This is a genomic window from Micrococcus sp. iso_239, assembly GCF_056173395.1.
Map to the genome: position 1 here is coordinate 2,422,415 of NZ_CM149672.1, position 24,468 is coordinate 2,446,882.

General features: G+C 72.8%; 25 protein-coding genes and 1 pseudogene. 11 read left to right on the top strand and 15 right to left on the bottom strand.

What is annotated here, in order from left to right:
• Nucleotides 1–42 precede the first annotated feature (42 nt).
• Together AC0VX2_RS11325 and AC0VX2_RS11330 are read left to right on the top strand one after the other, a co-directional pair.
• Nucleotides 43–1,305, top strand: a complete 1,263-nt coding sequence (locus tag AC0VX2_RS11325) for an NAD(P)/FAD-dependent oxidoreductase (RefSeq protein WP_020624713.1) — start codon at nt 43–45, stop codon at nt 1,303–1,305.
• 12 nt (nt 1,306–1,317) lie between these two features.
• Nucleotides 1,318–2,007, top strand: a complete 690-nt coding sequence (locus tag AC0VX2_RS11330; RefSeq protein ID WP_020624712.1) for a M23 family metallopeptidase — start codon at nt 1,318–1,320, stop codon at nt 2,005–2,007.
• Here the strand turns inward: AC0VX2_RS11330 and AC0VX2_RS11335 are convergent.
• Complete coding sequence (locus tag AC0VX2_RS11335) at nt 1,997–2,506, bottom strand: GNAT family N-acetyltransferase (RefSeq protein WP_044659331.1); 510 nt, start codon at nt 2,504–2,506, stop codon at nt 1,997–1,999. The two genes, AC0VX2_RS11330 and AC0VX2_RS11335, sit on opposite strands and share 11 nt — an antisense overlap.
• A gap of 72 nt (nt 2,507–2,578) precedes the next feature.
• Between AC0VX2_RS11335 and AC0VX2_RS11340 the strand changes: the two genes are divergently transcribed.
• Nucleotides 2,579–3,124: a GNAT family N-acetyltransferase gene (locus AC0VX2_RS11340; protein WP_020624710.1), complete on the top strand. Its 546-nt coding sequence runs from the start codon at nt 2,579–2,581 to the stop codon at nt 3,122–3,124.
• A gap of 35 nt (nt 3,125–3,159) precedes the next feature.
• Here AC0VX2_RS11340 and AC0VX2_RS11345 read toward each other — a convergent pair whose 3' ends face one another.
• From AC0VX2_RS11345 to AC0VX2_RS11360, 4 genes are all read right to left on the bottom strand, one after another.
• Entirely contained in the window at nt 3,160–3,372 is a 213-nt protein-coding gene (locus AC0VX2_RS11345) for a hypothetical protein (RefSeq protein WP_010079881.1), read from the bottom strand.
• A 135-nt stretch (nt 3,373–3,507) separates the two neighbouring features.
• Nucleotides 3,508–4,623: a type I restriction endonuclease gene (locus AC0VX2_RS11350; protein ID WP_036314529.1), complete on the bottom strand. Its 1,116-nt coding sequence runs from the start codon at nt 4,621–4,623 to the stop codon at nt 3,508–3,510.
• A 267-nt stretch (nt 4,624–4,890) separates the two neighbouring features.
• Nucleotides 4,891–5,235, bottom strand: coding sequence for a DUF8129 domain-containing protein (locus AC0VX2_RS11355; RefSeq protein WP_010079880.1), 345 nt, complete (start codon nt 5,233–5,235; stop codon nt 4,891–4,893).
• Nucleotides 5,236–5,334: 99 nt separating this feature from the next.
• Entirely contained in the window at nt 5,335–6,564 is a 1,230-nt protein-coding gene (locus AC0VX2_RS11360) for a PucR family transcriptional regulator (protein ID WP_020624876.1), read from the bottom strand.
• A 90-nt stretch (nt 6,565–6,654) separates the two neighbouring features.
• On the opposite strand from AC0VX2_RS11360, the gene AC0VX2_RS11365 reads away from it, so the two are divergent.
• On the top strand, nt 6,655–7,707 hold the full coding sequence (locus tag AC0VX2_RS11365; protein ID WP_020624875.1) for a ferredoxin reductase: 1,053 nt from the start codon (nt 6,655–6,657) through the stop codon (nt 7,705–7,707).
• 67 nt (nt 7,708–7,774) lie between these two features.
• A complete protein-coding gene (locus tag AC0VX2_RS11370) occupies nt 7,775–9,073 on the top strand; it encodes a fatty acid desaturase family protein (RefSeq protein ID WP_020624874.1) in 1,299 nt (432 codons plus the stop codon).
• A 40-nt stretch (nt 9,074–9,113) separates the two neighbouring features.
• Here AC0VX2_RS11370 and AC0VX2_RS11375 read toward each other — a convergent pair whose 3' ends face one another.
• The 3 genes from AC0VX2_RS11375 to AC0VX2_RS11385 all read right to left on the bottom strand — a co-directional run bounded on the left by AC0VX2_RS11375 (nt 9,114) and on the right by AC0VX2_RS11385 (nt 13,175).
• On the bottom strand, nt 9,114–10,034 hold the full coding sequence (locus AC0VX2_RS11375) for a sugar ABC transporter permease (RefSeq protein WP_041104154.1): 921 nt from the start codon (nt 10,032–10,034) through the stop codon (nt 9,114–9,116).
• 62 nt (nt 10,035–10,096) lie between these two features.
• A complete protein-coding gene (locus tag AC0VX2_RS11380) occupies nt 10,097–11,734 on the bottom strand; it encodes an ABC transporter permease subunit (protein WP_020624872.1) in 1,638 nt (545 codons plus the stop codon).
• Between the two features lie 118 nt (nt 11,735–11,852).
• Entirely contained in the window at nt 11,853–13,175 is a 1,323-nt protein-coding gene (locus tag AC0VX2_RS11385; RefSeq protein ID WP_044659341.1) for a sugar ABC transporter substrate-binding protein, read from the bottom strand.
• 340 nt (nt 13,176–13,515) lie between these two features.
• On the opposite strand from AC0VX2_RS11385, the gene AC0VX2_RS11390 reads away from it, so the two are divergent.
• Both AC0VX2_RS11390 and AC0VX2_RS11395 read left to right on the top strand, forming a co-directional pair.
• A complete protein-coding gene (locus tag AC0VX2_RS11390; RefSeq protein WP_020624544.1) occupies nt 13,516–14,535 on the top strand; it encodes a LacI family DNA-binding transcriptional regulator in 1,020 nt (339 codons plus the stop codon).
• An 83-nt stretch (nt 14,536–14,618) separates the two neighbouring features.
• Nucleotides 14,619–15,698, top strand: a complete 1,080-nt coding sequence (locus AC0VX2_RS11395) for an ABC transporter ATP-binding protein (RefSeq protein WP_020624545.1) — start codon at nt 14,619–14,621, stop codon at nt 15,696–15,698.
• Between the two features lie 42 nt (nt 15,699–15,740).
• Here the strand turns inward: AC0VX2_RS11395 and AC0VX2_RS11400 are convergent, their stop codons facing one another.
• Together AC0VX2_RS11400 and AC0VX2_RS11405 are read right to left on the bottom strand one after the other, a co-directional pair.
• A complete protein-coding gene (locus AC0VX2_RS11400; RefSeq protein WP_060973835.1) occupies nt 15,741–16,220 on the bottom strand; it encodes an SRPBCC family protein in 480 nt (159 codons plus the stop codon).
• Between the two features lie 73 nt (nt 16,221–16,293).
• Nucleotides 16,294–16,548 (bottom strand): glutaredoxin family protein, encoded by a 255-nt coding sequence (locus AC0VX2_RS11405; protein ID WP_020624868.1) that lies wholly within the window; start codon nt 16,546–16,548, stop codon nt 16,294–16,296.
• Nucleotides 16,549–16,583: 35 nt separating this feature from the next.
• Here AC0VX2_RS11405 and AC0VX2_RS11410 point away from each other — a divergent pair, with 35 nt between their 5' ends.
• Entirely contained in the window at nt 16,584–17,402 is an 819-nt protein-coding gene (locus AC0VX2_RS11410; protein ID WP_101965891.1) for a spermidine synthase, read from the top strand.
• Between the two features lie 15 nt (nt 17,403–17,417).
• On the opposite strand, the gene AC0VX2_RS11415 is transcribed toward AC0VX2_RS11410, so the two are convergent.
• Nucleotides 17,418–17,927, bottom strand: a complete 510-nt coding sequence (locus AC0VX2_RS11415) for a MarR family winged helix-turn-helix transcriptional regulator (RefSeq protein WP_101965892.1) — start codon at nt 17,925–17,927, stop codon at nt 17,418–17,420.
• 24 nt (nt 17,928–17,951) lie between these two features.
• Between AC0VX2_RS11415 and AC0VX2_RS11420 the strand changes: the two genes are divergently transcribed.
• Complete coding sequence (locus AC0VX2_RS11420) at nt 17,952–19,187, top strand: MFS transporter (RefSeq protein ID WP_101965893.1); 1,236 nt, start codon at nt 17,952–17,954, stop codon at nt 19,185–19,187.
• A 39-nt stretch (nt 19,188–19,226) separates the two neighbouring features.
• Here AC0VX2_RS11420 and AC0VX2_RS11425 read toward each other — a convergent pair whose 3' ends face one another.
• Together AC0VX2_RS11425 and AC0VX2_RS11430 are read right to left on the bottom strand one after the other, a co-directional pair.
• Nucleotides 19,227–20,258: a DMT family transporter gene (locus AC0VX2_RS11425; protein ID WP_101965894.1), complete on the bottom strand. Its 1,032-nt coding sequence runs from the start codon at nt 20,256–20,258 to the stop codon at nt 19,227–19,229.
• A gap of 17 nt (nt 20,259–20,275) precedes the next feature.
• Nucleotides 20,276–20,839 carry a GNAT family N-acetyltransferase gene (locus AC0VX2_RS11430; protein ID WP_101965895.1) on the bottom strand — a complete coding sequence of 188 codons (564 nt, stop codon included), beginning with the start codon at nt 20,837–20,839 and terminating at the stop codon, nt 20,276–20,278.
• Between the two features lie 41 nt (nt 20,840–20,880).
• On the opposite strand from AC0VX2_RS11430, the pseudogene AC0VX2_RS11435 reads away from it, so the two are divergent.
• Nucleotides 20,881–21,057, top strand: a pseudogene (locus AC0VX2_RS11435) (hypothetical protein); the annotation flags it as partial.
• Nucleotides 21,058–21,685: 628 nt separating this feature from the next.
• Here AC0VX2_RS11435 and AC0VX2_RS11440 read toward each other — a convergent pair.
• Both AC0VX2_RS11440 and AC0VX2_RS11445 read right to left on the bottom strand, forming a co-directional pair.
• Nucleotides 21,686–22,066 (bottom strand): hypothetical protein, encoded by a 381-nt coding sequence (locus AC0VX2_RS11440; protein ID WP_170080054.1) that lies wholly within the window; start codon nt 22,064–22,066, stop codon nt 21,686–21,688.
• A 245-nt stretch (nt 22,067–22,311) separates the two neighbouring features.
• Nucleotides 22,312–22,887 carry a hypothetical protein gene (locus AC0VX2_RS11445; RefSeq protein WP_069941221.1) on the bottom strand — a complete coding sequence of 192 codons (576 nt, stop codon included), beginning with the start codon at nt 22,885–22,887 and terminating at the stop codon, nt 22,312–22,314.
• Nucleotides 22,888–23,135: 248 nt separating this feature from the next.
• Here AC0VX2_RS11445 and trpB point away from each other — a divergent pair, with 248 nt between their 5' ends.
• The gene (gene trpB / locus AC0VX2_RS11450; RefSeq protein ID WP_222115549.1) at nt 23,136–24,437 is read left to right on the top strand and encodes a tryptophan synthase subunit beta; all 1,302 of its coding nucleotides are present in this window, start codon (nt 23,136–23,138) and stop codon (nt 24,435–24,437) included.
• Nucleotides 24,438–24,468 lie beyond the last annotated feature (31 nt).

A 24,468-nucleotide genomic window follows, 5' to 3' on the forward strand; every position in this document is an offset into this window, starting at 1 on the left:
CGGCCCTGGCGCCCGCCCGTGACGGGTGCGCATGCTGGCCGTATGGCCCAGCACAGCTCCACCCCGTACCCGCTCGTGATCGTGGGCAGCGGCCCCGCCGGCGCCAGCGCCGCCCGCGCCTACCTCGACGCCGGGGGACCCGGCCCCGTCCTCATGCTCACCTCGGACGTGGACCACCCCTATGAGCGTCCGCCGCTGTCCAAGGAGCTGCTGCGCGGCATGGCGGCCCCCGAGGGCACGCCGATCGCCGGGGAGGAGCTGCCGGACGGCGTCGAGCTGCGCCGCGGCACCACCGTCACCGGCGCGGACCTCGCCGCGCGGACGCTGCGGGTCGGCGAGGAGCCGGTCCGCTTCGAGCGCCTGATCCTCGCCCTCGGCGCGCACCCGAAGCCCCTGCCCGTCGCGGACGACGACGCCGAGGTGCACCTGCTGCGCTCTCTCGACCACGCCCGCCGCCTGGTGGCCTCCGCCGGGCACGCGCGCTCCGCCGTCGTGATCGGCTCGGGGTTCATCGGCTGCGAGGCGGCCGCCTCCCTGGCCCTGCGCGGGGTGGCCACCACGCTGGTCACCCCGGACGAGGTGCCGCAGCAGAAGCGGCTCGGCCGCGAGGCGGGCGATCGGATCGCGCAGTGGCTGATCGGCGCCGGCGTCGAGCTGCGCACCGGCGTGCGGGTGGGGCAGGTGCGCGCCCCGCGCACCGTCCACCTCGACGACGGCGCCACGCTCGCCCCGGACCTGATCCTCGCCGCGGTGGGGGTCGAGCCGGGGGGCGGGTGGCTCGAGGACTCCGAGCTGACCATGCACGAGGGGCGGATCGTGGCGGACGAGCACCTGGCGGCGGCGCCGGGCGTGTGGGTGGCCGGGGACGTGGCCCGCGCCCACCACGCCGTGGCCGGCCGGCCGATCCCCGTGGAGCACTGGGGCGACGCCCTCGGCATGGGCGAGGTCGCCGGGCACAACGCGGCCCGCACCGAGGTCGGCGTGCCGGGCGGCGCCGGCCAGGCCTCCGTGCTGGCCCACGCGGCGACGGCGGACCCGGAGTCCCTGCGGCGGTGGGAGGCCGTGCCCGGGTTCTGGAGCACCATCGGCGAGCACACGCTCAAGCACGCCGCGTGGGGCGACGGCCACGAGCAGGCCCGCATGGTGGAGCGCACCGGCGGGTTCACTCTCTGGTACACGGACGCGCAGGACCGCGTGGTGGGCGTGCTGACCTACAACGCGGACGAGGACTACGAGCGCGGGCGGGAGCTGGTGGCGGGCCGGGATGCCGTGGGCGAAGGCCGGGGCCGTCCCGACCCTGCATGACAGACTGAGGGGATGACCACCCCGACCCCCGGCGCCGGCTCCCCGGGCAGCGGTGTGGCCGGGGGCGTGCTGGCCGCAGTGGGGGCGCTGGCCCTGATCGCGACCGTCCTGGCGCTGGTCCTCGCGTTCGGTCCGGCCGGCCGGGACGACGCCGGCGCGGGCGCCGAGCGGCGGCGCTGGAACGGCGGCTTCACCCCCGCCCCGCCCACGGTGAACACGCAGGGGTACGCCGAGCCCGTGCAGGGCCGCGTGACCTCCCGCTTCGGGCCCCGCCCCAACCCGTTCGGCGAGGGCGTGGTGCCCTCGGGGGTGTCCGAGGAGGCCCTGACCCGCCACGACGGCGTGGACCTCGGCGGGGTGCCGGAGGGCACGCCCTTCCACTCGGTGTCCGACGGCCGAGTCCTATTCGTGGAGGCCGGCGGGGACGCGGGCGGCAACCTGCTCGCCGTGGACGCCGGGGACGGCCACGTGTGGCGCTACCTGCACGCCGCCCCGGACTCCACCGTGGTGGACGCGGGCCAGCGCGTCTCCGCCGGGGACCACCTGGCCGGCGTCGGGCAGACCGGCGCCGCCACCGGCGTGCACCTGCACCTGGAGCTGCGCGTGGACGGCGAGCCGGTGGACCCGGAGGCCTACCTGGCCGAGCGGGGCGTGGAGCTCGGCGGCTCCTACCCGGAGCGGCGCCGCGGCCTCAGCCGGTGACCGGGCCGCCGCCGTCGTCCACGGACCCGGCCCAGCGGACCTCCCCGTCCACGACCTCGTCCGTCGGCGCCAGGCCGATCGCCTGGGCGACCCGCTGGGAGGCCGTGTGCTCGGGGTGGACATCCGCCACGAGGCGCCGCACCCCCCGGTCCCGCAGCTCGCCCTTGAGGAGGCCGGCGGCCTCCTTCGCCAGCCCGCGGCCCTGCCACGGCGTGCCGATCAGCCAGGCGATCTGCGTGGGTCCCCCGTCCACGGGGATGGTGGCCTGGACGTAGCCGACCGGCCGGCCCTCCGGCTCCAGCACCACGATCCAGTTGGCCCAGTCCTCCGCGCCGTCCTCGGAGCGACCGCGCGCGAGGATCGCGTACCGCTGCCGCAGCTCCTCCTCGCCCGGCGGCGTCCCGCCGGTGTACGTGTACAGGTCCGGGTCGGCGAGGACCGCGGCCATGGCCTCGGCGTCATCCACCCGCAACGGGCGCAGGGAGAGGGAATGCGGCATGGGCACAGTCGACCAGCCCGGCCCCGCGCAGACAAGAGGCGGGGCGCATCCGCCCGCCGCTAGCCTGGGCGCATGCCGCCCGCCCCCACCGCCCGTCTGCGCTTCCGCGAGATGGCCGACGCCGACCTCGACCACCTGGCCGGCCTCCTCGCCGATCCCGTGGTGATGCGCTTCTACCCCGCCCCGCGCACGCGCGCGGAGGCGGCGGCGTGGATCGCGGGCAACCGGCGCCGGTACGCGCAGGACGGGCACGGGCTGTGGATCATCGAGACCCACGACGACGGCGGGCCCGGCTTCGTGGGCGACTGCGGCCTGACGTGGCAGGAGGTCAACGGGGAGCCTCGCCTGGAGGTCGGCTACCACGTGCGGGCCGACCTGTGGGGGCGCGGCTACGCCACCGAAGCGGCCGCCGCCTGCCGGGACCACGCCCGGGACGTGCTGGGGCACCACGAGCTCGTGGCGATCATCCACCCGGAGAACACGGCCTCGCGCCGGGTGGCCGAGCGGATCGGGATGACCGTGGTGGGCGAGGACCGCACCGGCGCGCCCGAGGCCCGCGCGGCTCTGGGGCTCGAGGCGCGCACCGTGCTGGGGATGAGGCTCCGGCCGGGCGCGTGAGGCGCGGCCCGGCCGGACGTCTCAGCCCCGGTCGCTCACTTGGCGTGGCGGGCGAGCAGCTCGCGGGCGGCGTCCAGGCCGCCGGCCTCGACGTCGTAGGAGCCGGTGGACGCGTGGTGGGCCTCGACCGCGTCCGTGATCCGGTAGTGGTCCGGGTTGCCGGGCGGGTCGGAGGTCTCCAGCACGTGGATCAGGTAGGTCTCGCCGGCGGCCAGGGCCTGGCGGTCGTCGCGCTCGTGATGGGTCATGACGTCCTCTCGGGTCGGCGCCCGGCGGGTCTGTCCCACCGGGGCGTGCGCACCAGGGTGGCGCATCGACGGCGGCGGGGCACAGTCCTGCCCGCCCGCGGGCCGGATCCGGTCAGTAGGCGGGTCAGAGTCCGCTCAGGCCCCGACGTAGGAGCTGACGACGCTCCGCAGTGCCTCGGCGGATTCGTAGATGTCCTCCAAGTTCTCGAGGTCGGCCCGCGTCCTGTTCTTGTCCGCATCGAACAGCACCAGATATTTCACCTTCCCGTCGAAGTGAAGGCGCGCGATCGGCTTCCGATTGTTGTCGTCCAGGATGACGCTGCAGTACGAGGCTGCGTCGCGCATGTAGACGCGGTTCATCGGCACGATTCCGGCGAGAATCGCCTTGATGATGCGGAAACCCTCGATCTCCTCTTCGGTCGTCACCACGCCCGGCTTGAGCTGGCCCTCCTGACCGTTCTCCTCGTCGGACAGGACCGTCTGATCGCCGGTGGCCACGGGCTCAGCGGGAGCCGCCAGTACCGGAGCGACCTGGTCGCCCAGGGCAGTCTTCAGCCGCGCGTTGACGCGATCGTTGATGTACTGGCGCGCAGCCTCCTCGGTGAGCCGGGTGAAGGTCTCCACCGCCTTGGCGTTCATGTACCCGGAGTACACGCGCTTGGCGAGGACCTTCACCAACTCATCGCTCGGCGCAGCCATCTCGGCAGAAATCTCGCGCTTGATGGCCGATACGTACTTCAGCTCCTCGGCTGCGGCGATGACCGAGTCGAGATCGAAGGATCCCTTCGCCAGCTGCTCGAGCTTCGGCACGGTGACCGGGTCGATGTCCAGAAGATCGAGGACGAGGAACGGACGCTCGTCGAGGATGTTGGCCTTGTCGAGGTCCGTGTAGAAGTTCCACACCCGCCCGTTGGTGAGCACGCCGATCCGCGCTTCACTGGTGTGGAAGTAGCGCACCAGCTGGCTCGCGTGCGCCAGGGACAGCTCCGAGCCGACCTTCTTGGCCTCCACGAGGATGTTGACCTTCCCCTCCCGCATGATGGCGTAGTCGATCTTCTCCCCCTTCTTCAGGCCCAGATCTGCGACGAACTCCGGGACGACCTCCTGGGGATCGAACACGTCGTAGCCCAACACCTGCGAGATGAATGGCATGACGAGCGCGTTCTTCGTCGCCTCTTCCGTGTCCAGGGAGCTTGCGTAGTCGCGGGCTCGCCGAGCCACTTGCGCAAGCTTGTCCTCGAATTCAGTCATGCCGTTTCACCCATCCGTGAGTAGGAGCCGGACAGCCGGGAATCCGGCAGCCTCGCACGTCAGCGCCCGAAGGCCCGCCGCAGCTGTGTCGAAATATAACCCAGCTCACAAACACGCTACGGGGACCCTCGCAGGCGCTCCGTGGCCGGACCGCGGGATCGCCCGGAACGCGAGGCGGCCACGACGCGTCGCCTCTCACAGGAAGGAGACGGGGCGTCGTGGCCGCGTTCCGCGGGGGGCCGCCCTGTCAGGCGACGCCCGGCCGGCTCAGCGGTTGCCGGGGTGCTGCGGGTCGGCCGGGATGCCGCGGCTCAGGGGCTCCACGGGCGGGCCGCTCGTCTCCGGGGTCACGGGCGAGCCGGTGCGGGAGCCGCCGACCTCCGGGGTGTCCGGCACCTGATCGCCGGAGGGCTGGGCGCCGGAGCGCAGCGCCTCGAGCCGCGTCTCGAGGACCTGCACCACGGGCAGGCGGTCGCCGTGGGCGCGCTCGTAGGCGAGCAGCTGCTCCACCTGCGACTCGTCGAGGCCGGTGATCCGGGTCGGCAGCGTGCCGTTGGGGATGTGGTCGTAGTCCGGCAGGGGGAGCTCGTCGCGGTTCGGGGCGTTCGTCATGGCACTGTCCCTCTTCTCTCGTCGGGGTCCCTCGTCGGGATGCGTGGTCCACCCACGCTAGTGAAGGCCCCCGTCAGACGGCACCCCCTGCCGCCCCGCTCACCCGACCCCGTCCCGCCGCGCCCGCAGCACGATCTCCAGGTCGAACCGCGCGTCGGGGTCCTCGAGGGCCTCCCCGAACAGCTCGCGCAGCCGGCCCACCCGGTACCCCACGGTCTGGGGGTGCACGCCGAGCTCCGCGGCGATCGGCGCCCGCTGGCCCCAGTGCGTGAGCCAGGCGAGCAGGGTCTCCTCCAGCACCGCCCGCTTCGCCTCGCTCACCTCGTCCAGGGGCGCCAGCACGCGTTCGGCCAGCTGCGTCACGACGCGCGGCTCGGCCCCCAGCACCACGCGCGCCAGGTGGTCCGCGGCGAGGATCGGGGACGGGGCGCCGTCGTCGTCCTCCCCCTGCGCGGGCTCCGCCGTCCGGCCCGCCGCCTCCTGGACGGCCAGCGTGCGGGCCACCCGGTAGGAGTGGGGCACGAGCGGCCAGTCCACGGCCGGCCCGACGACGGCGGCCGTCCCCGCCAGCAGGCGCAGCATGCGCTCGCGGCGGCCCTGGGAGGGCGTCGCGTCGATCACGGCGACCACCTCCGAGTCCCGCTCCACCACGAGCCCGGCCCGGCCCAGCCTCTCCCGGACGGCGACGCCGGCGTCCGCGGGCAGCACCACCACCGCCAGCCGGCGCGGCAGCCGCCAGTCCGCGAGCGCGGCCAGCCGTTGCACCTCCTTCTCCTCGGTCCCGCCCCGGACCAGGGCGGTGGCGAGGGCGGCGCGGTGCAGCTCGAGCACGCCCGCCTGGGCGGACTGCGCCTCCGCGTACGCCTGGGCGCTGACGGAGGAGAGCTCGTCGATGTACGCCCAGATGGACTCGCCCAGCTCGATCACCACGGACATCTCCAGGCCCAGGCGCGCGCACTCGGCGGAGAGCTCGCGGAACACGATCCGCGCGGAGGTGCGGTACGCGCCGAGCAGGGCGTCCATGGAGCGCCCCTCGCGGAACTCGCCGGCCCCCAGGCGGGCCATGAGGACGCGGGACTCGCTGTTCAGGGCCGGGCGGGTGGTGCCGGGCAGGCTCATCAGCTGCTCGAGGGCGGTGGTCACGCCGGCGGTGAGGTTCTTGCCGTAGTGGCCGTCGCGCGCCGCCGCGTAGGCGGGGATCTGGTCCGGGACCGTCTCGATGATGCGCTCCATGATCCCGGGGATCGCCGGGGCCAGGCGCTCCGCGAGGTCGTCGGGGAGGGACTGCCAGGGCGGGCGCCAGTCGGGGGCGGGGGTGGTCTGCGTCACACTCAATCTTGTCTCCTCGCGATGAAGTGATGGCCCAGATCGTACGCTGAAGACGAAGAACTGCGGCATGCCGAGCCATAGACTGGAGCCATGGTCGGCCCGTCTCTGTTCTCCCGTCTGGCGTCGACGCTCCTGCACCCGCTCGCCCCGCAGGACGTCCTCAGCCTGCTCGACCCCGTGCACTCCTCGCGGCAGCTGCGCGGCGTGGTCACCTCCGTGACGCGCGAGACGCCCGGCACCGCCACCATCGCCTTCCGCCCGGGCCCGGGCTGGCGGGCCCACGACGCCGGCCAGTGGGCCCGCATCGGGGTGGACGTGGACGGCGTGCGCCAGTGGCGCTCCTACTCGCTCTCCGCTCCCGCGGGCGCCGACCCCGAGATCACGGTGTCCGACATCGGCCTCGTCTCCGGCACGCTCGTGCGCCGCACGAAGCCCGGCGACGTCCTGTTCCTCGACGTCCCCGAGGGCGACTTCACCCTCCCGGACGAGCCGCGCGCCCTGCTGATGCTCACGGCCGGCTCGGGCCTGACCCCGGTGATGTCCATGATCCGCACGCTCGTGCCGGCCCGCGCGGACGCCGACGTCGTGCTCATCCACTCCTCCCGCACCCCCGAGGACGCCCTGTTCCGCGAGGAGCTCGCCGAGCTGGCCGACCAGTTCCCGGGCCTGCGCGTGGTGCACCGCCACACCGCGGACGAGGGCCGCCTGGACCTGTCCTCCCCCGCCGAGCTCGAGGACCTGTGCCCCGACTGGCGCGACCGGGCCGCCTACGCGTGCGGCCCCGCCGAGTTCCTCGACGACGCCGAGGACCTCTGGCGGCGCGAGGCCGGCGAGGACCTGCGCATCGAGCGCTTCCGTGCGGACTTCGCGGCGGGCGTGGCCGGCGCGGGCGGCCGCGTGGTGTTCGAGCACGCCGACGCCGAGGCCGACGCTCCCGGTGACGTGCCGCTGCTGATCGTGGCCGAGGAGGCCGGCGTCGCCGCCCCGTCCGGCTGCCGCATGGGCATCTGCCACGCCTGCCTGACCCCCCTGCGCTCCGGCCAGGTCACCGACCTGCGCTCCGGCGAAGTCCACGGCGAGCCCGGCGAGCTGATCCAGACCTGCGTGAGCGCCGCCGCCGGCCCGCTGAGCCTCGACCTCTGAACCTGACACCCGGCCGAGACCCGGGCCTCCCCGACCATCCCCCGCCTCCCGTCCCCAGGAGCACCGCATGACCCAGACACCCACCACCCCCAGCCGCACCGGCGCCACCGCCCCGGACGATCTGGCCCTGGCCATCCCCGGCACCACCGTGCGCGGCCGCGCCGCCCGGGTCCTGCCGCAGGACCGCCCCGACACCACGAGCTGGGCTCCCCACACCGCCGAGTCCCGTGCCGCCACGTCCCGCTCCACCGCCGCCGCCACGACGCCGGGACTGCCGGGCGTCGTCGGGAGCCCGGCGGTGCGCCCGCCCGGCGCCGCCCACCTGACGGACGCGCAGGTGGCCGAGCTGGGCCGGGAGCTGGACGCGATCCGCGACGACGTGCTCGCCCGCCGCGGCACCTCCGACGCGGCCTACATCCGCCGCGTCATCCGCTGGCAGCGCCGGCTCGAGCTCGGCGGCCGCGCCCTCCTGCTCAACGCACGACACCCCGCCGCGTTCGTGGCGGGCACGGCCATGCTCACGGTCGCGAAGATCGTGGAGAACATGGAGATCGGGCACAACGTGCTCCACGGCCAGTGGGACTGGATGCGCGACCCGGACATCCACTCCACCACGTGGGAGTGGGACTTCGTGACGCCGTCGCGGGCCTGGCAGAACACCCACAACGACCTGCACCACCGCTGGACCAACGTCGTCGGCAAGGACCGGGACGTGGGCTACAACGTGCTGCGCATGGACGAGTCCGAGCCGTGGCAGCCGCGGCACCTGCTCAACCCCGTGATCAACGCGGGGCTGGCCCCGATCTTCGAGTGGGGCATCGCCCTCTACGACCTCGAGCTGGACCGCGTGCAGAGCGGGGAGAAGTCCCGCGAGGAGCTGATGACGGATCTGCGCTCCGTGGGCGTCAAGGCGGCCCGGCAGTTCGCCAAGGACTACGTGGCCACGCCAGCCGTCGCCGAGGTGCTGACCGGCTCGGGCAAGGCCACGCTCGCGGGCACGCTGCTGGCCAACGGCCTGCGCAACATCTGGGCGCACTCGGTCATCTTCTGCGGGCACTTCCCGGAGGGGGCGGAGACGTTCTCCGAGGAGATGGTGGACGGTGAGACCCGCGGCGACTGGTACGTGCGGCAGATGATCGGCTCCGCGAACATCTCCGGTTCGAAGCTGATGCACTTCATGACCGGCAACCTCTCCCACCAGGTGGAGCACCACCTGTTCCCGGACCTGCCGTCCAGCCGGTACGCCGAGGTGGCGCCCCAGGTCCGTGAGATCTGCGCCCGCTACGGCCTGCCGTACACGACCGGCCCGCTGCTGCGGCAGGTGGGCTCCGCGTGGAAGAAGGTGTTCCGGCTGGCGTTGCCGTGAGGCGGGAGGGGCGGGCGCCCCTCCCACCGCCGTCGTCGGCTCAGCCCTTCACGCCGCCGGCCGTGAGGCCGGAGACGATGTACCGCTGCAGGAACAGGAACAGCGCCATCACGGGCAGGGCCGCCAGCACGGCGCCGGCCGCGAACACGCCCCAGTTCTCGGAGCGGGTCTCCGAGACGTAGCCGTAGAGGCCCACCGCGAGCGTCTGCGCGGACGGGTCCGTGAGCACTACGGAGGCGATCACGAACTCCGAGACCGTGGTGATGAAGGACAGCAGGGCCACCACCGCGAGGATGGGGGTCACCAGGCGCAGGATGATCGAGAAGAAGATCCGCGCGTGCGAGGCACCGTCGAGCTTGGCAGCCTCGTCCAGCGACGGCGGGATGGTGTTGAAGAACCCGTACATCAGGTACGTGTTCACCCCGAGCGCGCCGCCCAGATACACGAGGATGAGGCCGAGCTGCGAGCCGATGCCCAGGACGGGCACCAGGTTGCCGATGTAGGTCAGCAGCAGGAAGATCGCCACCACCGCGAGCAGCTGCGGGAACATCTGCACCAGCAGCAGCGTCAGCAGCCCCACGCGGCGGCCCGTGAACCGCATCCGGGAGAACGCGTAGGCGGCCAGGGCACCGAGGAACACCGTCATCACGGACGTGATGACGCCGATCACCATCGTGTTGAGGAACCAGCGGCCGAAGGGCCGGTTCGGGTCGCTGAACAGGTCCACGTAGTTCTGCCCGCTGAACGAGGAGAACAGCCGGTTCGAGCTCGCCATCGTGCCAGTCGGGTCGAGCGACGCGGACAGCACGTACAGCAGCGGGAACAGTGCGAACGCGCTGGCCAGCACGCCCACCGCGTGACGCCAGCCCAGCTCCCGCATCCAGCGGCCGAACGAGCGGCGGCGTCGTGGCGGGGCCGGGTCCTCCTCCCAGCGCAGCGGGTCCGTCTCCTGCTGCGCCAGGGCGGCGGCGAGGGGCGAGGTCGGGGCGTCCGGCCGGGGCCGTCCGGAATCCTGGGGGATGCTCACTTGTCGATCTCCTCGAGCGCCTTGGTCTGCCGGAAGCTGATCGCCGAGATGGTCGCCACGATCAGGAAGATCACGATGGACAGGGCGGAGGCCAGGCCGTAGTCGCGCCCCACCCCGCTGAACGCCGTCTTGTAGACGACCGTGATCAGCAGGTCTGTGGCGCCGATGTTCGAGCCCGCGTCGGGGAACCGCGGTCCGCCGCCGGTCAGCATGTAGATGATGTTGAAGTTGTTGAAGTTGAACGCGAACGAGGAGATCAGCAGCGGCGCCACCGAGACCAGCAGCAGGGGCAGCTTGATGGAGCGGAAGATGCGCCACGGGCCGGCGCCGTCCATGCGGGCGGCCTCGTCCACGTCCTCGGGCAGGGACTGCAGGGCGCCCGTGGTCACCAGGAACATGTAGGGGAAGCCCAGCCACAGGTTCACCACGAGCACCGACAGCCGGGCCAGCCACGGGTCGGTGAGCCACGGGATGTCCGCGCCGCCGAAGAACACGGTGTTGACGAAGCCGAACTCCGGGTTGAGCAGGCCGGCCCACACGAGGCCGGACAGGAACGCCGGGAACGCGTACGGCAGGATCATCATCACCCGGTAGACCTTCTTGCCGCGCATGTCCGAACGGTTGAAGGCGATCGCCAGCAGCAGCCCGACGGCGAACGTCGTGGCCACGCTCAGGAACGCGAAGGCGAAGGTCCACACGGTGACCCGCAGGAGCGGGTCGCGCAGCTCGGGGTCGGTGAACGCGCGCGTGAAGTTGTCCAGGCCGACGAACACCCGCCAGCCGGTCTGCAGCGTGCTGCCGTCGTCCGCCTGGAACTGGCCCTCGCCGTTGTCCCGGTACTCCACGCCGCTCTCGAGGTCCGTGAAGGTGTCCCGGGCCTCGTCGTACTCCAGACGCGGCGCGTACACGTACCCGCGGGAGCCGTCGCGCGTCTCCAGGGTGCCGTCCGCGGCGTCGTCGCTCAGCGGGACCTTCAGGCGGGCGACCTGGTCCTGACGCTGCAGCAGGTCGCCGAACCGCAGGGTGGTGTACCCCTCCACCCCCACCGGCTCCCCGTCCTGCATCTGGGCCTCGACCGGCTCCAGCGCCTGGTCCGCGCCGCCGAGGACGGGCTCCCCGTCCCGCAGGGTCAGCAGGTAGAGGTCGCCGCCCTCCTCCAGCACCGTGATGTCGTACACCGGGGAGTCCGGCACGCGGATGGAGGAGGAGCGCTGGATGATCTCGATCGCCGCGGCCTTGTCCGAGTTGTGCCCGGCGCCGTAGTTCGTGAAGGCGACGTAGGAGGAGTAGACCACCACGAACACCTGGAACAGCATCAGGAAGAACAGGCCGGGGGCGAGGTACTTGGCCGGCAGGCCGCCGCGGCGCAGGTAGATCCAGTTGATGCCGATCGTGACCGCCAGGGTCAGCGCGAACACCACCCAGTCCCCCGCGGCCGCGAGCTGGAACAGCAGGAACGCCGCGAAGGCGTCCACGAGGCCCAGCAGGACGATCTTGGCCAGCGTGCCGCCGAGGCCCTCGGTACCCCGGGCGTCCGCACGACGACGGCGGCCCGGGCCGGTGCGGCGCGCGGCGTCGTCGAGGGCGGCGGTGGCGGCGTCGGACCGGTCCGACGCGGTGGAAGACGGGCTCATGGTTCCTCATCCGGCCCGAGGGCCTGCCGTGGAAGGGGGGGATGCGCGCCCCGAGGGCGCAGGGCCACGGTCCGCCTCCGGCGTCCCCGCGGGGACGCCGGAGGTGGACCGCGCCGGATCACTGGCCGATGCGGCCCTCGATGTCGGAGATCATCTTCTGCCAGGTCTGGACCGGGTCGCCCTCGCCCTTGATGATGCTCATCTCGGCGCCGCCCCAGAACTCGAACACCGCGCCCATCTCGGGGGCCGCCGGCATGGGGACGCCGTTCTCGCCGATCTCGCCGAACGCCTTCACGGTCTCGTCCGAGGCCGCCTTGTCGAAGGAGGCGGTCAGCGCCGGGGGACGCTTGCCCTCGGCGAAGAGCGCGTCCTGGGCCGCCTCGGTGGAGAGGTAGTTGACCACGAACTCATTCGCGGCCAGCTGGTTCTCGGACTCTGAGGAGACGAAGAAGGCGTTGACGCCCACGAACGGCTGCGCCGGCTGGTCGCCCATGGACGGGATGGCCTCGACCTCGAAGTCGACGCCGGCCGCCTCGGCCTCCTCGATGTTCCACGGGCCGGTGATGAAGTAGGCCGCGTTGCCGGAGTTGAACTGCTCCTTGGCGATGTCCGCGGTCATGTTCGGGTTCAGCACCCCGGACTCGCCGTACTCGGCCAGCTTCTCGGCGAAGGCCTCACCCTCGGGCCCGCCCATGGCCAGCGAGCCGGTGTCGTACGAGCCGTCCTCGGCCTGCTTGAACACGGGGGCGCCCATGGAGGTCTGGAACGGGTACAAGTGGTACGGGTCGCCGTTGACGGCGTCCAGGCCCACCACGAACGGGTACTCGGCCTCGCCGGCGTCGACGGCCTTCCGGCCCTCCGCGATCATCTCGTCGAAGGAGGCCGGGGTGGACTCGGCCAGCTCGGTGTTGCGCAGGATGGCGATGTTCTCCACGGAGTACGGCACGCCCCAGGTCTGACCCTCATAGGTGACGGCCTGCACGGAGGACTCCACGAAGTCGCCGGCTCTCTCGCCCAGCTCAAGGGGCTCGATGGTGCCGTTCTGCACGAGCGAGCCGATCCAGTCGTGGGCGCCGACGATCACGTCCGGGCCCTCGCCCGTGGGGTTCTGGGTGATGAAGTCGTCCTTCATCGTGGAGTTGTCCTTGACCACGAGCTCCACCGTGATCCCGGTGTCCTCCTTGAAGTCCTCCGCCACGGCCTGCAGCGGCTCCTGGCGGTTCTGGTCCACCCACATGGTGATGGTGCTGGCGCCGGCCTCGGAGAGGTCCTGGCTCGGGGACGCGGTGGCCGTGCCCTGCTCGGTGGCGCCGGCCGGGGAGGAGGACGCCGGGGCGGAGGAGCCGCCGCCGCACGCGGTGAGCGCGAGGGCGGAGAACGCCGCGGTGAGGGTCAGGCTGAGCGGGCGGCGGAAGAGGCCGCCGGTCGTCGTCGACTGCATGATGTGCCTTTCACGAGGGGTGGCCCGCGGCATGCGCCGGCCGTTGCGTCGCCGACGTGGGCCCCGCGGTGAGACGGCGCCTGCCCCCGGCGGCTGAAGGAGTCAGTCCCCAGGAGTGTAAACGCTTCCACTGTGATATGCCACACAGAGGTGCGCTCCCGCATGAACACGGGCATGCGGGAGTGGGGGCGGAGGTCAAGACCGGCTGAAACCGGAATGGAAGCGCTTCCACCACCGCGCCTGCCGTGCCGTACTCTGGTGCCACGCATCGACCCCCGGCCCGCCGCCGTCGTGCACCCGCCCCGCCGCAGAACCCCATGAACCGGGAGGAGGACCGCCGATGGTCGGCATCAAGGACGTCGCCCGCATGGCCGGGGTCTCCACCGCCACCGCCTCCCGCGCCCTCACCGGCTCCGGCCCCGTGGCGGCCGCCACGCGCACCCGAGTCCAGGAGGCCGTCGCCACGCTCGGCTACGTGGCGGACTCCGCCGCTTCTTCGCTCGCCTCGGGCCGCACCCGCAACATCGGGCTGGTGACCCCCTCCGTCCACCGGTGGTTCTTCGCCGCCGTGCTCGAGGGCGCCGCGGACGAGCTCGTGCGGCACGGGTACGACCTGACGCTCTACGACGTCGGCCAGGACCCGGAGCGTCGGTCCACGGTCATCTCAGACCTGCTGCCCCGACGGCGGCTGGACGCCCTGATCACCCTCTCGTTCCGGCTGAGCATGTTCGAGCTCGCCGGACTCGAACGCCTCGGCCTGCCCGTGATCGCCGTCGGCGGCCGCCTGCCGGCGGGTGAGACCCTGCCGGACTGGTTCACCGCCGTCCAGGTGGACCACGCCCGCGCCGCACGGATGGCCACCGAGCACCTGCTGGAGCTCGGACACCGGGACATCGCCTACGTGGGCCGCGTAGACGAGGACATCGAGTTCCAGGTCAGCACCGAGCGCACCCGCGGGTTCCTGCACGCCCTCGCCGCCACCGGGGTGCGCACGCCGGCCGACTGGATGGTGCCCGCGGACTTCACCATCGGCGGCACCTACCACCAGGCGCGCGCCCTCCTCGCCGACCCGCGGCGCCGGCCGACGGCGGTCATGTGCATCTCGGACGAGATGGCCATGGGCACGTGGATGGCAGCCCACTCCCTGGGGCTGCGCGTGCCCGAGGACGTGTCCGTGATGGGCCTGGACGGCCACCCCGAGGCCGCCCGCCTGGGCATCAGCACCGTGGACCAGAACCCGCTCGAGCAGGGCCGCCGCGCCGTCCGCCTGGCGCTCGGCGCCCTCGACGGCGCCGCCCACCCCCACCGGATCATGCACCACCTGGCCCTGCGGCCGAGGGCGAGCACCGCGCCGCCGTAGACCGTCAGCCCCGACCCCCCACCCACCCCTCTCCTTCACCTTGGATCGTCGGGCACGTACCTGCCCGTGAAAGGAACCCCACCATGGCCTCCGTGACCTTCCGCTCCGCCAGCCGCCAGTACCCCGGCTCCCCCCGCCCCGCCGTCGACTCCCTCGACCTGGAGATCGCCGACGGCGAGTTCCTCGTGCTCGTGGGCCCCTCCGGCTGCGGCAAGTCCACCTCCCTGCGCATGCTCGCCGGCCTCGAGGAGCTCTCCCACGGCAGCATCCTGATCGGCGACCGGGACGTCACCGATGTGGACCCCAAGGACCGGGACATCGCGATGGTGTTCCAGAACTACGCCCTGTACCCGCACATGACCGTGGCGGACAACATGGGCTTCGCCCTGAAGATCGCCGGCGTCCCCGCGGACGAGCGGCGCCGCCGCGTCGAGGACGCCGCGAAGCTGCTGGACCTGACCGAGTACCTGGACCGCAAGCCGAAGGCCCTCTCCGGGGGCCAGCGTCAGCGCGTGGCCATGGGCCGGGCGATCGTGCGCGACCCGCAGGTGTTCCTCATGGACGAGCCGCTCTCCAACCTGGACGCGAAGCTGCGCGTGCAGACCCGCGCCCAGATCGCCAACCTGACCCGCCGTCTGGGCACCACCACCGTGTACGTGACCCATGACCAGACCGAGGCCATGACCATGGGCGACCGGGTGGCGGTCCTCAAGGAGGGCCGCCTACAGCAGGTGGACACGCCGCGCAACCTCTACGAGCGCCCGATGAACGTGTTCGTCGCCGGGTTCATCGGCTCCCCCGCCATGAACATCTTCCGCATGCCCGCCACGCACGAGGGCGTGCACTGGGGCGAGACGGTCATCCCCGTGCCGCGGGAGGATCTGGCCGACGCCGGCACGGCGGTGGACCTCGGCGTGCGCCCCGAGAACCTGGTGGTCAGCGACGACGCCGCCGGCCTGCCCGTGGAGGTGGACACCGTGGAGGAGCTCGGCGCGGACGCATACGTGTACGGTCACGCGACGATCGGCGGCGAGGAGCGGCTCATCACCCTGCGGACGGTGGGCTACACAGCGCCGGAGAAGGGGTCCGTGGTGCACGTGGTCCCGGACCCGGAGCGCGTGCACCTGTTCCACGCCGAGACCGGCGAGCGACTCAACCGCTGACGGCGGCGCGGGGGGCGCGACGGCGGCGGGCGTCGCCTGCCCTCAGCCCTGGCGCTCGGCGAGGTCCGCGAGCCGGTCGATCGACGCGCGCAGCTGCTCTTCGCCGGTCCGCAGCGCCTTCTGGATGCGCTTCGGGTCGGTGAGGGCGGTCCAGTCATAGGTGTGGGTGACGCGGCAGCCGCCCTCGTCGTCGCCCTCGACCTCCCACCGCCACAGCTGGCCGAACGGCTCCCCGCCGACCTCGGAGGGCTTCCAGGCGATGCGGCGGCCCTCCTCGAACTCGACCACGTGGTTCGCGCGGTCCACGCCCTTCTGCAGGGTCATGACGAACACGTCCCCGACGGCGGTCACCCGCTGCCCGGGGGCGGCCTCGGCCAGGTTGTCGTTGCCGTCCCACTCGGGCTGGCGGGAGGGGTCCGCGATCAGCTCGAAGACGACGCCGGCCGGCGCGTCGACGTGACGGGTCGCGGACACGACGCGGTCCTCGGGGGCGGGCAGGGCGGTCTCGTCGAAGTGCTCCATGGGGAGAGCGTAGACCCCGATGCGCACCCGCCGAGAGCGCCGGCGGGGCTCGCGCCGGGAGCGGCCCCCGACCTCAGATCAGGCCCAGCGCGGTGAGCTTGGCCGCGGTCTCCTCGTTGGTCGGCTCCACCTGGTGGTCGCCGTCGGGGAACACGACCACGGGGATGTTCTTCCGGCCGGAGATCCGCTCGGCGGCATCGGCCTGGGCCGGGTCGGCGACGAGGTCCACATAGTCGTAGGCGACGCCGAGCTCATCGAGCTGGCGCTTGGTGCGCAGGCAGTCTCGGCACCAGTCGGCGCCGTAGACGGTGAGGACGTTCTGACTCATCCGTCCAGCGTACTGAGGGGTGGGATGCTGGGGGCATGCCCGCCCAGCCCTCCCCCTCCGGCCGCACCGTCCACCTGTCCACGTCGGGCGTGGACGCCCGCATCGCCCCCGACGAGTTCGGCGGGTTCGTCCTGGAGATCGGCGGGGCCGTCCAGTCCCACGTGGACCTGGCCGACCCCGCTCGCATCCGCTACGAGTACCTGCGCCGCATGGCCCACGTGCTCGACGGCGTCGCCCCGACGGGCGCGCCGGTGCGGGTCCTGCACCTCGGCGCGGGCGCGCTGACCCTGCCGCGCTACCTCCAGGCGACCCGACCCGGCTCGGAGCAGACGGTGGTCGACCTGGACCGGGAGCTCGTGTCCTTCGTGCTCGCCGAACTGCCCCTGCCGGCGGGCACGGACCTCGTCTCCGTGGTCGCGGACGCGCGCCTGGCCGCCGTCGACCTCGCGATGGACGGGGAGCGGTTCGACGCCGTCGTGCTGGACATCGGCACCGGCGAGGAGGGCGCCGAGCACCTGCGCGGCGCCGTGTTCTACGGGGAGCTGCTCGAGCTGCTGACGGCGGGCGGGGTGCTGCTGGTGAACATCGGCGACGACGCCGGCCTGCACTTCCTGGGCGCCGAGCTGGGCGCCCTCGAGGAGGCGGCCGCCGAGGCCGGGGTGGCCGGCCCGTGGACGCTCGCGGACCAGGGGATGCTGGAGCGCCTGGACTGGGGCAACGTCGTGCTGGCCGCGGGGGCGCCGCTGGGAGAGGCCGGCTGCACGGAGCGCCTCGCCGCGGCGGGGCCGCATCCGGCGGCCGTGCTGGACCCGGCGGAGTCGGCCGCGCTGGCCGACCGCATCCGTCGCGCCTGAGGGCGGGCGCGGCGCTCAGGGCCGGGGGTCCTCCGCACCGGGGCCCGTCTGCGGCCGGGGCCACGGGTGGCCCCGGCGCTCCTCCGCCCCCTCGTTGAAACGACGCAGGAGCCTGCTGAACTCGACGACGTCCTCGGCTGGCCAGGAGGAGACGATCTGCGCCACGTTGTCCGCGCGGGAGCTCAGCTCCGCGGCGAGGCGGGCGCGTCCCTCCTCCGTGGGACGGTGCAGCCGGGCGGAGCCGCCGTCGGGGTCCGCCACCCGCTCGACGAGGCCGGCCTTCATGGCGGCGGCCACCTGCCGGTGGACGGTGGAGACGTCGAGGTCGAAGGCCTCGGCCAGCTCGGCGACGCTCATGGCCCCGCCCGCGTCCAGGCGGGCGAGCAGCACGGTGGCGCTGCGCTCCAGCGCGCTCGACCGGCCGTAGGGGGCCACCCCCTGCGTGGCCACCCGCAGCAGGAGCATGTGCTCGTACATGATCCCGCGGACCGGGTCGGCCCACGCCCCCTCAGATGATTGCATCATGCAAACGATGCTACCTTTTGCATCATGCAAATCGCCGAGCAGGAACGCATCGCCTCCCCCACCTTCGTCCTCGCCTGGGTGGTCTCCTTCCTCCAGTTCCTCGCGTTCTACGCCCTCGTCACCACCATGGCCGTGTACGCGGTCCGGCAGTTCGCCGCCTCGGACGCCGGGGCGGGGCTGGCCTCGAGCGCCTTCGTCATCGGCGCCACCGTCAGCCGCGTGGTCACCGGCCACGTGGTGGACCGCTTCGGCAAGCGCCGCGTCCTGGTGGTGGCCCTGGTCGCCGTCGCGCTGTCCTGCACGCTCTACCTCGTCGCCTCCTCGCTGCCGGCCCTCGTGGCGGTGCGCATGCTCCACGGCGCCAGCTACGCCTTCGCCAGCACCGCCGTCATGGCCCTGGCCCAGGCGGCCATCCCCGACGGGCGACGCGCGGAGGCCACCGGCCACCTCGCGCTGGGCACCACCCTGGCCACCGCGATCGGCCCCGCCCTGGGGCTCTTCCTCGCCGGCTCCATCGGCTACGCGTGGCTGTTCCGGGCGACTCTGGGGATCACGGTGGTCAGCCTCGTGCTGGGCCTGCTGGTGCGCGAGGCGCCCGCCGCGGCGGGCGTCGACGGTGAGCGCGCCGCCGGCGAGGTCCCCCTGGAGCACCCCGCCCCCGCGGTGGGCTTCCGCCTGCGCTCCGTGCTGCACCCGGCGGTCCTGCCGATCGGCGGCTTCATGCTGCTGGTGGGCCTGAGCTACGCCGGGATCCTCACCTACCTGAACGCCTACTCGGTGGAGCGCGGGCTCACGGCCGGCGCCGGCCTCTTCTTCCTGGCCTACGCCGCGGCGATGCTCGTCATGCGCCTCACCCTGGGCACCCTGCAGGACCGCCGGGGGGACGACGCCGTCGTCTACCCCGCCCTCCTCTGCTTCACAGCCGCGCTCCTGGTGCTGGCCTTCGCCACGCGCGACTGGCAGGTGGTGCTGGCCGGGGCGCTGAGCGGCCTCGGCTACGGCACGCTCATGCCCGCGGCCCAGGCGATCGCCGTGAACGCGGTGCCCTCCCACCAGCTCGGCGCCGGCATCTCCACCCTCATGCTGTTCGCGGACGTGGGGCTGGGCCTGGGCCCCGTGCTCCTCGGCGGGCTCGTGGCCTCGGCCGGCTACGGCGCCATGTACGCGGCCCTGGCGGGTGTGCTGGTGATCGCCGCCGGGTACTACTTCGTGATGCACGGTCGCCGGCACGGGCGGCGGGGGACCGTGGCCCGCGCCTGAGTCCCGAGCGGTGACGGCGGCCTGCCGCCGCGGGCGGCGCTATCGGCGCCGCGCCGGCCAGGACGCGAGCGCGACGGCGGCGAGGGCGCCCAGGGTGCCCAGCACCGTCGTCGTGGTGACCGTGGATCCGTCGGTGGGGGCCACCAGGTCCACCACGAGGGAGCCCAGGAGGTTGCCCGAGACCAGGCCGAGGGTGGCGGCGAAGACGCCCAGGCGCGGGACGACCATGGCCCCCACCCCGATGAACACGCACCCCAGCGGGCCGCCGAGGTAGAGCCGCCAGTCGTGCGGCAGCGCGGGCATGCCGTGGCCGGAGGCCAGGGCGATCCCGCCCCACACGATCCCGAGGAAGAGGACGCCGGCGGTGAAGTTGACCAGGGTCGCCGGGATGGCGGTGCCGTAGGCCGTGGTCTGACGGGCGTTGAACACCTGCTGCCCGGCGGTGGCCAGGCCTGCCAGCAGGGGCAGCAGGGCCAGCAGCGCCCAGCCGGGCCCGCCGCCGGCCTCGCCGAGCGAGGGCCACACCACGAGGGCGACCGCGGCCAGGGCGAGCGCCGCCCCCGTGAGGCGCCGCGGCGTCAGGCGCTGCACCCCGGCGGGGCTGAGCCCGAGCCGGTCCACGACCATCCCGCCGACCACCTGCCCGGTGACCACGGCGACCGTGAACACGGCCACGCCGAGGGGACCGATCGTCGCGGACTGGGTGAGCACCAGGAGCCCGCCGATCATGCCCGCCACCGCGTACCACGGGCGCACGGACCCCGCGGCCAGGGCCGGGCGGATGCGGGCCAGGCCCCGGCGACCCCGCGGCGTCAGCACGCTCACGAGCACCATGACGGCCAGGCCCGCCGCGAAGGAGCACAGCGCGGCGAGGACGGGGTCGCCCGTCAGGTGGGCGAGGCGGGAGTTGATGCGGCCCTGCAACGGCATCACGGAGCCGGCGGCCACCGCGAGCGCGAACAGCAGGGCGGTCGCCCGCGGGGAAGGGGCCTCCGGGCGGGCGGCGACGGCGGCCGGGCGGGGGCGGGAGGGCCCGCGCTCGGCGGACGGGACAGAGGATTCGGGTGGCATCCCCCCGTTGTACACTCCTAGGCGGTCAGGCGCGCCTCGAGCCCGGCGCGCACCGCGGGCCACTCCTCGCGCACCACGCTGAAGTAGTCGACGTCGGCGATCGTGCCGTCCGCCGCCGGGCGGAAGCGGCGCAGAGTGCCCTCGAACGTCGCCCCCAGGCGGGCGATGGCGGCGTGTGAACGGGCGTTGCGGTGGTCGCAGCGCAGGGCCACCCGCTCCAGCGCCCATTCCTCGAACGCGTGCCCGAACAGCAGCAGCTTGCAGCCGGGGTTCACGGAGGTGCCCCACACCCGACGGGCGTAGACCGTGTGCCCCACCTCCACCCGCAGCCCCGGCACCAGGTCGTAGAGGCTCGTGCGCCCCACCAGCTCCCCGCCCTGCTCGACGGCGAACGCGAAGGCGCCCTCCCGCTCGATCAGCTCGGCGAGGTGCGCGGACATGGCCGCGCCGTCCACCGGCAGGGGCGCACTGTTCCCCGCCCACATGGCCGCGTCGACGAGCTCGCGCAGGGCGGGGCCGTCGGTGGGTGAGAGGGGGCGCAGGGTGAGGTCCCCGCGGGTGAGGACGATCTCGTGCTTCATGCACCCATCCTGTCAGCGGCCTCGGGGCGTCCCCCACCCCGGAGGACTTCCGACTCGAGACCATGACCCTCGCGGAGCTGGAGGAGGGTCAGGTGCTCGTCACCAGCACCGTCATGTCTGTGGGCCCGTGCATGGGTGGCCACATGAACGACGTCGCGTCCGACGTGGCCCCATTCGAGGTGGACGCCCCCTCGACGGCGGCGGGGTCCGCACCGTGACCGAATCCCGTGCCTCGGACATCGCCGTGGGCGCCTCCGTGCCCGACCCCGCCTGCCTCGGCGTGGCGGATCCGCGCACGGAGGCGGCCCCGGACGGCATCGACGTCTACTTCGACAAGGTGGGCGGCGACCAAGACCCTCATGCTGCAGGGCTTTCTCCTCCCTCAACATCTGGGCCCAGCCGGCGAGTACTGCGAGAAAGCCCGAGAAGGCCATCGGCCGGCTCAAGGACGGCCCCTTGCAGTATGACGAGACCGAGCGCCCCGACGCTCCCCCGCCGCCGATGCGCGCGAAACCCTGCGAGCCCGGCGGAACATCGCACTGATGCTCAGCGCCGCGGACTGACGAGCCCTTGCCCGCACGCCCCGGGCCTTACCAGTCCCGAAAAACATCCCCATTGCATCTGTGAACTTCGCAAAGGAACAAGGGAAGGGCCTACAACTCAGTCACCTTTGCCCCGTGGGAGCTCATTGGGCGACAGTGAGGGAGGACGCTATGCATCCGACTCTCCCCTCTGCGTTCTATGTCCTGGAGGTGCCCTTCGGGTGGCCAAGGGGTGCTCGCACGCCGCCTCCTGTTGGAACCGCCAGGGATCAGGACGCCCTGCCATGGTGAGCAGAGCTGAGCTTCAGCTCCCCTTGCTTTCCCGAAAGGCCTCTGCATTACGCAGTACCAGGTCCCCCAGGAGACCAAGCCCCAGGAAGAAGACAAGTGCCGTAAGACGATGGGACTGATCGCGCTGGTCCCCGGCGATCTTGGCTTGGATGCCCAAGAGGTCATTCGTGTGCCAGCCGTTCAATACGGCCTGCTGGGGCGCGCCGTTCGCCTCATTCGCCTGAAAGGAATACTTCATCTCGGCAGCGCTCAAATCCTTTGACCAGTCCCCCGCAGCCCCACTGGGAACAGTCGCGATGAAGGATAGAAAGAACCCGACGAGCATAGCCAAGGCCCACCAGAAACGAGCAACCGGCCAATTCACCCGCAACTTCCCCCCGCGGGACTTCTTCACCTTTCCCTTCTTCGACGCCGACCCGGGGGCTCCCCCGGGCTGGAAGCCGTGCCCCCACTGATGAGGGGCAGTCGCAGGCTCCGCCGAGGTGTCGGAAGATCCCTCTGGGATAGACGCGGGCTGAGTCATAGTGGTCCATTCTCGAAGAAGAAACGGGAAGCGATGAACGCGTAAGGAACTCTAAACGAGAAAGGGGCACTCCAGCCCCCGAGCCCACTCCCTTGAGGCCGAGGCGACCAGCCGGCTCAGAGCGTGGCGGACCGGCGGGCGGAGGCCCTCATGGCCGCGACCCGCTGCGCCACAGGGGCCTCCAGAGCGCCCGGCTGCAGGGCCGGGGCGAGATCGGCGGCCACCTCTCGGGCGACCCCCTCGAGGGCGGAGGCGTCCTGGGCGACCCAGGCGCGCAGCGTCAGGTGCTCCCGCATCCACGCCGTGAGCGTCTCCTCGGACTCCGGGGTGAGGGCGAAGCCCACCCCCGCCGCACCCGGGCTGGTGCGCTCCACATCCAGGCCGAGCTCGCCCGCCAGCAGGGCGGCGAACGCCTGGCGCAGCGGTGAGACGCCGGTACGACCGGACTGAAAGGCGGCGCGCACCTCGCGGCACTGCAGGCTCTCGTCGGCCACGTCGACGGCGAGGACGTCACCGGCGGCGGGGGTGAGGCCCAGGGCGGCACGGGCTGACTCCTCGGCCACCACGGCCACGATGCCGGGCACTGCGGGGGCGGCGGTGAGGAACTCGGCGTACCGCATGCCCGGAGTGGCGGCGAGCACAGCGGCGGCCTCGGCGGTCAGGGACGGGGTGTCGACGGCGGTGATGGTCATGGATCCAGGGTGAATCGCGATTCACTGAGACGGGGAGCGGCGTCCATATTCTGAGATTTGCAGCCACATGGTGAGACTCACGCCTCCCCCGACGTGCAGTACGCTGGCCCCATGCAGATGCACGCGCAGCAGTGGTGGACCGCCTGAGGGCGGCCCCGGTCATGCGCATCTGACACGACGAGCCGCTCGCCTGCCGGGCGACTCGGTCATGAGCGGCTCCGGCGGGCCCCATCCCAGGAGGACCCCCGATGACCCACCGCAACCCCGAGGACAACGCCCTGAGAGGCGCCCCCGAGCCCCGCACCCTCGCCGAGGCCTGCGACCTCGTCACCACCCCGGACCTGGACGTCTCCGCGGACGGCATGTTCGGCCAGTACGGCGGCGCCCACCTGCCCCCGCAGCTGGCCGGCCCCATGGCCGAGGTCGCCCGCGCGTACGCCGAGGCGCGCCAGGACCCCGAGTTCTACGCCGAATACCGACGCCTGCTGCGCGACGCCGTCGGGCGCCCCTCCCCCCTGACCCCGCTGGACCGCCTCTCCGACGAGCTCGGCGGCGCACGGATCGTGCTCAAGCGCGAGGACCTGAACCACACGGGCGCCCACAAGATCAACCACACGATCGGCGAGGCGCTGCTCGCCAAGCGCATGGGCAAGCGCAGCCTGATCGCGGAGACCGGCGCCGGCCAGCACGGCGTGGCCCTGGCGACGGCGGCCGCGATGGTCGGCCTCGACTGCGAGATCCACATGGGCGCGATCGACGTGGCCAAGCAGCACCCCAACGTGGTGCGCATGCGCCTGCTCGGCACGAAGGTCGTCTCGGTGGAGCGCGAGGGCCGCTCCCTGAAGGAGGCCGTGGACTCGGCGTTCGAGGTGTACGCGGCGAACCCGGAGAAGTACCTGTTCGCGATCGGCTCCGTGGTGGGCCCGCACCCGTTCCCCACGATGATCCGCGACTTCCAGTCCGTGGTCGGCCGCGAGGCCCGCGCCCAGTTCCAGGAGCGGTTCGGGGCGCTGCCCAGCGCCGTCGTCGCCGCGGTGGGCGGCGGCTCCAACGCGATCGGCGCGTTCACCGCGTTCCTCGACGACGCCGACGTCGCGCTCGTGGGCGTCGAGCCCGGCGGACGCTCCTCGGCCAAGGGCGAGCACGCGATGACCATGACCCAGGGCCGCGACGGCGTTCTCCACGGCATGGCCACCCTCGTCCTCGCCGACGACGACGGCACCCCGGACCCCGTGCACTCGATCGCCTCGGGCCTGGACTACCCGGGCGTCGGCCCACAGCACGCCCACTTCGCGCGCGTCGGCCGTGTCCGGTACGTGGCCGAGGACGACGCGGCCGTGCTCGACGCGTTCCAGCGGCTCACGCGGCTCGAGGGCGTCATCCCCGCGCTCGAGTCCGCGCACGCCGTGGCGCGCGCGATCCGCCTCGCCCCGCAGATGGGCCGGGACGAGCGGATCCTCGTCAACCTCTCCGGCCGCGGGGACAAGGACGTGGACTACGTGGCCGAGAAGCTCGGTCTCACGGGCGAGGCGGACGAGGTCGTGCGGTGAGCTGGGGCGGCGGCGTCATGGCTAGCCTGGC